General features: G+C 73.1%; 1 pseudogene. It reads right to left on the bottom strand.

Going from position 1 to position 10,778, the window contains the following annotated elements:
* Positions 1-10,655: pseudogene (locus tag CFP71_RS44590) on the bottom strand (type I polyketide synthase); the annotation flags it as partial.
* Positions 10,656-10,778: the final 123 nt, after the last annotated feature.

The following is a 10,778-nucleotide window of genomic DNA, read 5'->3' as shown; positions in this document are numbered from 1 at the left end:
CGGACCAGCGCGCGCAACACGGGTGGCACGGATCTGGACCGCGACGGGCGTAGATCGAGCGCTGCGGCGACCAGCCCGGCCGCGCCGGCGGCGTCGGCGACGGCCAAGCGCTGCGAGAGCGGCAGGGAACCCCGGGCCACGTACGTACCGATCCTGCCCGCCGCCCGCCGCTGCGCGGCCAAGGCGTCCAGGAACGCCCCGGTCATCGCCTGGTCCCGCTGCCCGGCAACGCCGGGGACGCCCGCGGTGGCCGAGAGCAGCACGAACCGGTGGGCGTCCGGGACCAGCTCCGCCAGGTTCGACGCCGTTGCCATGACCCGGTTCGGCGAGTCCGTGTCGTCGGCGTCGTAGACCACCCCCACGACCGGCCAGTCTTCGGGCAGGCCGGCGAGCGCGCTCGCGAGTGCCGTCCGATCGGCGAGGTCACAGTCGAGCACCAGCGTTTCGACGCCGGGATCGGCCGGTTCGCCGGTGGCACGCGCGCCCAGCACCACGAGCTTGCGCACGCCGTGGTCCTGGGACAGATGCCGGGCCACGGCGTCCCCGGACGGCCCCGCGACCATCACCGCGCCGCCGGAGTCCCAGTCGCCGGGTCGCTCGGCAGACGCCCGGACCAGCCGGGGTACGAACAGGACGTCGCCCCGGAGGGCCAGCTCGGGTTCGTCGCTGTCGAGCGCCTCGGTCAGCTTCACTGCCCCGTCGTCCACATCGGCGAGCACGAACCGCCCTGGGGCTTCGGCCTGCACCGCACGCACCAGGCCCCACACCGCGGCCTGCCGGAGGTCACCGGCCGTGTCGCCCGGCCGGGCGACGACCGCACCCCGGGTGAGGAACACCACCCGGACCGGCCGCAACCGGGGTTCGTCGAGCAGTTCCCGCACCCAGGCGAGGACCGATCCCGCCGCCTGCTCGTCATTAGCCGGAACCACCACGAGCACGGTCTCCGGGTGCTCCGGCGCGGCGAACAGGTCCGCCGGCGCGGAGTAGGCCGGCAGCCCGGCCAAGACCGGGATCCCACGAGCGTCGCCGAGTACCGCGATGCGACCGCTCGGGCTCGGCGCCGGGAACGGCGCTTCGGTCCAGTCGAGCCGGAAGAGTAGGTGCGCGACACCGCCGGGCGCGGCCGGTGGCCTGTCGGGCAGCGGGCGGGTGTTCAGCGCCCCGATCCGGGCCACCACCTGGCCCGAGCCGTCGGCGAGGACCAGGTTCCGGTGTCCGTCGGTGGTGGGGGTGGTCCGGACCCGCACGTTCGTGGCGCCTTGGGTGTGCAGTGCCACGTCACGCCACTCGAACGCCACCTGGGCCGGATCGTCCGCGCCGAGCACGAACCCCGTGTGGGTGGCGGCGTCGAGCAGGGCCGGGTGCAGGCCGAACCGGACCGCGTCACCCTCCAGCGCCGGCGGCAAGGCAACCTCGGCGAACACTTCGTCGTCCCTGGTCCAGGCGGCTCGCAGGCCCTGGAACGCCGGGCCGTACGCGAAACCGGAAGCGGCGGGCCCGTCGTAGAGGTCGCTGACGTCCACTTTGGTCGCGCCGGGCGGCGGCCACGCGCTCAGATCCGGGTCGACGGCCACGGCGGGCCGCGAGCTCAGCACACCGGTGGCGTGGTGCACCCACTCTCCTCCGGCGGCAGGGCAGGAGAAGATGGTCAGCTCTCGCCGCCCGGTCTCGTCGGGGACGCCGACTGCGACCTGGACGTCGGCCGAGGCCGCCTCGGCCGGTGCCAGCATGATCAGCTCGTCCAGCACCGGGCACCCGACTTCGTCCCCCGCGCGCACGGCCAGTTCCACCAAGGCCGATCCGGGTAGCACCGCCCGGCCTGCCATCACGTGGTCGGCCAGCCACGGCGACGCCGCCGTGGACACCCGGCCGGTCAGCAGCACCGTGCCGGTGCCGGCCACTTCGACCGCCGCTCCCAGGAACGGGTGGTCCGCCGGACGTACCCCGGCGCCGGCCAGGTCCGCAGTCCGGTCCGGGTCGTCCTCGAGCCAGAACCGTTCGTGGTCGAACGCGTAGGTCGGCAGCGGCACCCGGGCTCCGGCGGGCAAGACGGCGGACCAGTCCACATCGTGCCCGAGCACGTACCGGACGGCGGCTGAGGAAAACAGCCGGCGCAGGCCACCGTCTTCCCGGCGCAGCGACCCGACGACGGTGACGGGAACTTCCGCGGCTTCGGCGATGGCCTCGACCGCGGTGGTCAGCGTCGGGTGCGGGGAGCATTCGACGAACGCCGTGTACCCCTCGCCCAGCAGCCCGCGGATCGCGGTGTCGAACCGCACCGGCTCGCGCAGGTTCCGGAACCAGTAGCCGGCGTCCAGCTCCGGTCCGGACCGCCACGCACTGTCCACAGTGGAGTAAAACGGGATCCGGCCGGTACGTGGCCGGACCGGCCCGAGCCGCTCCGCCAGTGCCGGGGCGAGCTCGTCGACCTGTGCGGTGTGCGCGCTGAAGTCCACGTCGGGCACTGGCCAGCGCGGAACTTTCGCTCGTGACAGTTCCTTCTCGAATTCCCGCAGGGCGTCCCGGTCCCCTGATACCACGGTTGTCGCCGGGCCGTTGACCGCCGCGACGGCGAGCCGTCCCCGCCACGGTTCGAGCAGGTCCGCCACCCGGGCCGCCGATGCCACCACCGAAATCATCCCGCCGTCGCCGGCGATCCGCCGGATCTCCCGGCTGCGCAGTACCACGATCCGCGCGGCGTCCTCGAGGGACAGGACGCCGGCCACGGTGGCCGCCGCGACCTCGCCTTGCGAATGCCCGACCACGGCGTCGGGCGGCCCGCTCAGCGACTCCCACACCGCGGCCAGCGACACCATCACCGCCCACAGGACGGGCTGCACCACGTCGACCCGGCGCAGCTCCGCTTCGTTCTCGATCATCTCCGCCAGGCGCCAGCCGCCCCACGGGGAAAGAGCCGCTTCGCACTCCTCCATGCGTTCGGCGAACACCTCGGACGTCTCGATCAGCTCCCGCGCCATGCCCGCCCATTGGGCGCCTTGGCCGGGGAACACGAACACCGTCTTACCGACGTCGTCGACGGCGCCGGCGGCCACCTCCGGCCCCGGCACGTCGTCCTCGCCGGAAAGCTGCGCCAGTCCGGTCAGCAGGTCCGCGGTCCCGGTACCCACCGCCACCGCACGGTGGTCGAACCGCGCGCGGGTGTGCACCAAGGAATGGGCGACGTCGGCCGGACACAGCTCAGGGTGGGCCGAGACGAACTCCCGCAGCCGCCGCACTTGCCCGCGCAAGGCACGCGCCGTGCGCGCCGACAGAACCCACGCCACCGTCACCGGCTCGTCTCCCGCCGGTGCGGGCTCGGGCTCCGGCACGTGTTCCAGCACGGCGTGGGCGTTCGTCCCGCTCACCCCGAACGATGACACCGCTGCTCGCCGCGGCCGGTCCGGGCTCTCCCACGGCCTCGCTTCGGTGACCAGCTCGATCGCGCCGGCGTTCCAGTCCACATGAGACGCGGGTTCGTCCACGTGCAAGGTCGGTGGCACCATCCCGTGCCGCATCGCCTGCACCATCTTGATGACGCCGCCCACTCCGGCGGCGGCTTGGGCGTGGCCGATGTTCGACTTCAACGATCCCAGCAGCAACGGCCGGTCCTTCGGTCGCTGTCCGTACGTCGCCAGCAGTGCTTGTGCCTCGATGGGATCACCCAGCCGGGTGCCGGTGCCGTGCCCCTCGGCCACATCCACCTCGGCACCGGAGAGCCCGGCATTGGCCAGGGCCTGCCGGATCACCCGCTCCTGCGAAAGACCGTTCGGGGCGGTCAGCCCGTTCGACGCCCCGTCCTGGTTCACCGCGGTTCCCCGGACCAGGGCGAGCACCCGGTGACCGTTGCGGCGCGCGTCGGAAAGGCGTTCGACGAGCAGCACCCCCACCCCCTCGGACCACGCCGTCCCGTCGGCGCCCGCCGCGAAGGATTTGCACCGTCCGTCCGGCGCCAGCCCGCCTTGCCTGCTGAACTCCACGAACACCTGCGGCGTCGACATCACCGTGACCCCACCTGCCAGGGCCAGCTCGCACTCACCGCTCCGCAGCGACTGCGCGGCCAGGTGCAACGCCACCAGCGACGACGAACACGCCGTGTCCACCGACACCGCGGGCCCCCGCAAGCCCAGGACGTACGACACCCGGCCCGACGCGACGCTCGCGGTCGACCCGACCCCGGCGATCCCTTCGAACTCACCGGGCACCCGGGACAACCGGGCCAGGTAGTCCTGGCCGATCACCCCGGCGAACACGCCGGTGGCGCTGTCACGCAGGGTGGCCGGGTCGATCCCGGCGTCTTCCAGGCATTCCCACGCCGTCTCCAGCAGCAGCCGCTGCTGCGGATCCATCGCCACCGCCTCCCGCGGTGAGATCCCGAAGAAGCCGGGATCGAACTCCGCGGGTCCGTCGAGGAAGCCACCCAGCTGTGTGCTGGAAACCCCCTGGCGCGCCGGGTCCGCGCCGGACAGCCGGTCGAGATCCCAGCCGCGGTCCTGAGGGAAACCGCCGATCGCGTCCGTGCCCGAAGCGACCAGCTCCCACAGCTGCTCCGGCGAGTTCGCCCCACCGGGATAGTGGCAGGCCATCCCGACGATCGCGACCGGGTCGTCGGAAGTCACCGGCGCGGCCACCGTGGGCTCGGTGCGGGCACCGGCTCCGGCGAGAAGGCCGGCCAAGTGGGCCGCGACCGCGGCGGCCGTCGGGCGGTCGAACGCCAGCGTCGCCGGCAGCCGGAGCCCGGTCTCCACGCTCAGCCGGTTCCGCAGCTCGACCGCGGTCAAGGAGTCCAGACCCAGTTCGCGGAACGGTTTCGCTTCCGGGACGCTGCGCGCGCCTGGCAACGCGAGCACAGCCGCGGCTTCCCGCAGCACCAGCTCCCGGACCGCCGCGGTCCGGTCGTCCGAGGACAGCGTGGCGAACCGCTCAGGCCCGGTCGATTTCCCGTTTTCCGGGCGCGCCACGCGAGACTCCTGGGTGAGCGCCCGCGGCGGCACTTCGAGGGGTGCGGTGATCAGCACCGGGTCCGGACTCCGGTCAGCGGCGTCGAACAGGGCCAGTGCGGCTTGGGTCGACATCCCGGCGCCGAACCGCCGCTGATCCCGCCGGCCGGTCAGGTGTGCCGGCATCCCGCCCTCTTCGGCCCAGTAGCCCCAATCCAGGGCCTTCGCCGCCAGACCGGCCGTGCTGCGCCGGGCGGCCAGCGCGTCCAAGAAAGCGTTGGCCGCCGCGTAGTTGCCCTGACCACCCGTGCCGAGCACCCCGGCCACCGAGGAGAACAGCACGAACCGGTCGAGATCCAGGTCCCTGGTCAGCTCGTGGAGGTGCCAGGCTCCGGCAGCCTTGGGCGCCAGCACCCGGGCCAGCCGCTCCGGGGTCAAGGCCGTGAGCACGCCGTCGTCGAGCACACCCGCGAGGTGCACGACGCCGCGGACCCGCCACCCGTCCGGAAGGCCCCCCAAGGCTTCGGCCAGGGCGTCCCGGTCCGCGACGTCACACGCCCGCACCACGCATTCGGCACCGGCGGCGGCCAGGTCGGCCACCAGCTCGCCGTCCGCTTCCCGCCGGCTCAGCAACACCAGCCGCCGCACACCGTGCACCCGCGCGAGGTGCCGGGTCACCACCCCGGCCAGTGCGCCGGCGGCGCCCGTCACCACGACCGCCCCCGTCGTGGGCCAAGGGCGGGGCATCGTCAGCACGATCTTGCCCACGTGGCCCGCCTGGCTCATCACGCGCAACGCGGTCCCGATCCGCCGGACGTCCCAGGCGGTCACCGGCAGCGGCGGCAGCGCCCCGGCCGCGAAGAGGGAACTCAGTTCGCGCAGCAGTTCCTGGACCCGGTCGAGATCCACGTCCGCCAGGTCGAACGCCTGGTACCGCACCTCGCCGGAGCCCGCGGCGTCCCGCACGTCGGTCTTGCCCATCTCCAGGAACCGGCCGCCGGACCGCACCAGCCGAAGTGAGGCGTCGACCAGTTCGCCGGTGAGCGAGTTCAGCACGACGTCGACGCCACGTTCCCCGGTGACCGTACGGAAAGCCCGCTCGAACCCGGCGTCGCGCGAAGAAGCGATGTGGTCCTCGGCGATTCCCAGCTCGCGCAGCACGAGGTGTTTGCGCGGGCTCGCGGTGCCGAATACCTCCGCGCCCCAGTGCCGGGCGAGGTGCACGGCCGCGGTGCCGACCCCGCCCGCGGCCGCGTGGATCAGTACCGACTGGCCGGGGCGGAGAGCAGCGAGGTCGTGCAACGCGTGGTACGCCGTCAGATACGCCACGGGGGCGGCCGCGGCGCGGGCGAAGTCCCACCCCGGCGGGACCGGGACGACAGCGCGGGCGTCGGCCACGGCCGTCGACGCGAAGGCGCCCGCGAACAATCCCATCACCCGGTCGCCTACGGCCAGGCCGGGCACCCCCGTGCCCAGTTCGGCGATCACCCCCGCGCCTTCGTACCCCATCGCACCGGGATCTCCCGGGTACATCCCGAGGACGTTCAGCACGTCCCGGAAGTTCACACCCGCCGCACGCACCTCGATGCGCACGTGGCCGGCGGGGAGCGCCGCGGCGGCGTCCGGTCCGCCGACCAGGCCCACGCCGTCCAGCGAACCACGCTCGACGACGTCGATGCGCCAGGGCGTCCCGACTTCGGGGAGCTCCAACTCGGCCGACCCGGTGACCCTGTTCGGCCGAGGCACCAGCAGTTCGCCGTCGCGGACGGCGAACTCGGGCTCATCGGTGCCCAGAATGCCGAGGAGGTCCGGTGAGAGGCGGTCGACGTCTGCCAACGCGAAACGGCCGGGCTCTTCGGTGCGCGCGGAGCGGACCAACCCCCATACGGCGGCCTGCGCCGGGTCCCGCACGCCTTCGCCGGGCCGGACGGCGACCGCACCGTGGGTGACGACCACCAGCCGGGCCGCGCCGAGGCGTGGCTCGGCCAGCCAGTCCTGCAGCAGCCGCAGGACCTGCGCGGTGAGCCGGGACGCTGATTCGGCGAGATCACCGTGTGCTGCCGGGACCGGGAAGAGCACGGTCGCGGGCGGCAGCGGCGCGGCCAGCAGCGCGCTCAGGTCACGATGGCAGGGCATACCCGCCATAGGGTCGCCGAGAACGGCGACGTGATCGCCCGGGCGCGCGGCGCCGGCGACGCTCGTCCAGTCGAGGCGGTACGGCGAGCGCCCCGCGGCCGGCACCGCCCGGATGCGCACGGATCCGATCCGGCCCACCATCCGCCCGGTCGTGTCCGCGAGCAGCACTGTGCGTCCGCCGCCCGGAGCGGGCGTGAGCGTCACGCGCAGCGTGTCCGCGCCGGGAGCGTGCAGGGAGACGTCGCGCCATTCGAACGGGAGCTCCACCACAGCCCGGTCGTCGAGGTCCGGCACCGCCATTGTCTGCAGGGCGGCGTCGAGGAGCGCCGGATGGATCCCGAATCCGGCGGGCCGCCCCTCGGGCAGCGCCACTTCGGCGAAGACGTCCTCACCCCGGGTCCAGGCCGCGCGAACGCCGCGGAACACCGGCCCGTAGGCGAGGCCGATGTCCGCCAGCCGGTCGTAGAAGCCGCTCAGGTCGACCGGGTCCGCGTCCCGCGGCGGCCACCCCGCCGGGCCGGGCTCTTCGACGTCCGGTTCTCGGCGGCCCAGGACTCCGGTGGCGTTGCGGGACCACGGTTCCGTCGAGCCCGACGGTCTGGTGTGGACGGTCAGCGCCCGGTCTCCCCCACTGTCGGCGGTACCGGCCGACACCTGGATGTCGAGGTCCGTTTCCGGGGTCAGCACGACCGGGGCGAGGAGGACGAGTTCCCGCAGCACCGCGCAGCCGGTCTCGTCCCCGGCCCGGACGGCCATCTCCGCGATCGCGGCGCCGGGCAGCAGCACCCGGTTCGCGACCATGTGGTCGGCCAGCCAGGGGTGCCGGGAGAGCGAAAGCCGCCCGGTCAGCGTCACGGCGCCGGAATCCGCACACTCGATCGAGGCGCCGAGCAACGGGTGCCCGGCCGGGCTCACCCCCGTCGCGGACAGGTCCACGGCCCGGACGGGATCGTCTTCCAGCCAGTACCGCTCGCGTTCGAAGGCGTAGGTCGGCAACCCGACGCGGACCGCGCCGAGACCTTCGAAGAACGCCGCCCAGTCCACGAACCCGCCGTCCTGGTGGATCCGTGTCAAGGCCGACACGACGGTGTGGTCTTCGGGCTGTCCCTTGCGCAGCATCGGTGCCCGGACCACGTCGTCCTGGATCATCCCCGTCAGGACCGGATCGGGGCCCAGCTCGACGAACCGCAGCACCCCGCGTTCCCGGAGCGTGCCGAGGACATCTCCGAACCTGACCGCGTCGCGCACGTGCCGTACCCAGTAGGCCGGTGCCGCGATTTCCGGACCGGCCACCCGGCCCGTCAGCCCCGACACGACCGGGATTTCCGGCTGCCGGAACTCCACCTCGGCCAGCGCCCGCGAGAACTCCTCGAGCATCGGTTCCATCAACGGCGAGTGGAACGCGTGCCCGACGTCCAGTCGTGAGGTCCGCATGCCCCGGCGCTCGAGTACGCGCGCGACTGCCAGCACCGAGTCCTCATCGCCGGACAACACCAGGGCTTCCGGTCCGTTGACGGCGGCGATGCCGACAGACGGCCGGTCGACCAGCAGGTCACGGACATCGGCTTCCGCCGCGGCCACGGCCACCATCGCGCCACCGGACGGTAGCCGCTGCATCAGCCTGGCCCGCGCGGAAACGAGGACACACGCGTCTTCCAAGGAAAACACCCCGGCCACGTGCGCGGCGGCGATCTCCCCCACCGAGTGTCCCGCCACGACGTCGGGCCGCACGCCCCACGACTCCAGCAACCTCGCCAGCGCGACTTCGAGGGCGAACAACGCCGGTTGCGCAACACCTGTCCTTTTCAAGCTTTCCGGTCGCTCCCAGACCTCCGCGTGCTCGAGGCCGAGCAAACCGAGGACTTCGTCGAACGCGGCGGCGAACGCGGGGAACGCCGCGTAGGCCTGCTGTCCCATCCCGGCGCGCTGAGCCCCCTGCCCCGTGCACAGGAACGCGGTTTCGGCGGCCTCGGCGAAGGCCGGGCCGCCGGTCTGCTCGTCGAGCCCGTCGAGGAGTGCGGGCACGTCGGCGCCGACCGCGACCGCCCGGTGCTCGAACCGGGCGCGCCCGGTCAGGAGCGAGTACGCGACGTCGACCGGCCGCAGCTCCGGGCGGGCGGCTACGAACTCCTTCAGGCGCACGACTTGCCGCTCCAGCGCGGCCGGCGTGCGAGCCGAGACGACCCACGGCACCGGCGCCCGGACTTCGGCCAGGGGCCCGGGCTCGGGTTCCGGGGTGTATTCGAGGACGACGTGCGCGTTCGTCCCGCTGATCCCGAACGCCGACACGGCCGCCCGGCGCGGCCGGTCCCCGCTGTCCCACGGACGAGGCCGGGTGACCAGTTCGATCGAGCCGGTGTCCCACTTCACGTGCGGGGTCGGGGCGTCGACGTGCAGCATGGCGGGGACGATGCCGTGCCGCATGGCGAGCACGGTCTTGATGACACCGCCGACCCCGGCCGCGGCCTGTGTGTGCCCGATGTTCGACTTCAGCGCGCCCAGCAGGAGCGGGCGCTCCGGTGGCCGCTGCCCGTAGGTGGCCAGCAGCGCCTGCGCCTCGATCGGGTCGCCCAGCCGGGTCGCGGTGCCGTGCGCCTCGACCACGTCGATGTCCGTGACCGACAGCTGGGCGTCGGCGAGGGCCCGGCGGATCACCCGTTCCTGGGACGGCCCGTTGGGCGCGGTCAGGCCGTTCGACGCGCCGTCCTGGTTGACCGCGGTTCCCCGGATCACCGCGAGCACCGGGTGCCCGCGGCGGAGGGCGTCCGAAAGCCGTTCCACCAGCACCACTCCGGCGCCCTCGGAAAAAGCCGTGCCGTCGGCCGCCGCCGCGAACGACCGGCACCGCGAACCGGCGGACAACCCGCCCTGACGGAGGAACTCCTCGTACACCCAGGACGTCCCCATCACCAGGACGCCGCCGGCCAGCGCCAGGTCGCATTCGCCGCCCCGGAGCGCGCGGACGGCCAGGTGCAGGGCCACCAGTGACGACGAGCAGGCGGTGTCCACCGTCATCGCGGGTCCCCGCAGTCCCAGCGCGTACGACACCCGGCCCGACACAGCGCTGGTCAGGTTGCCGTTGGTGGTGAAAGCCTCCGCGTCTTTCGGCACCGCGGACAATCGCGACAGGTACCGGTTGTCCATGGCGCCGATGAACACGCCGGTGGCGCTGCCGTTCAAGGAATGCGGGTCGATTCCCGCGTCCTCCAGGCATTCCCATGCGATCTCCAGAACCAGTCGCTGCTGCGGGTCCATTCCGGCGGCCTCGCGCGGGGAGATGCCGAAGAAGCCGGGATCGAAGTAGGCGACTTCGTCCAGGAAACCGCCCTCGAGCTCCGGTGGCAGCCCGGCCGTGTCCCAGCCGCGGTCGTCCGGCAGGCCGCCCATCGCGTCGCCGCCCGACGCGACCAGGTCCCACAGCTGCCCGGGCGAGCGCACCCCACCGGGGTACCGGCACGCCATGCCCACGATCGCGACCGGCTCGGCGCTCCGGCTCTCCAGCTCCGTCAACCGGTTCCGGGTCTTCCGGGCGTCGGCGATGGCACGCTTGAGGTACTCGCGCAGCCTCTGCTCGTCACTCATCGGCCAGCAGCCCTTTCTCTACAGGCGATTCCCGGTGGTCGTGAGTGGCGATTCGGGTTATTGAGGCGTAAGGCAAAGGTTGCGGGTTCGGGCACTTGCTGGATGCGAGCTTCGGTGTCGCGA

It is taken from the genome of Amycolatopsis thailandensis (genome assembly GCF_002234405.1).
In the GTDB taxonomy this organism is placed as follows: domain Bacteria; phylum Actinomycetota; class Actinomycetes; order Mycobacteriales; family Pseudonocardiaceae; genus Amycolatopsis; species Amycolatopsis thailandensis.
Note: the sequence above shows the minus strand (reverse complement) of the source record. Positions and strands in the feature narration are given on the sequence as shown.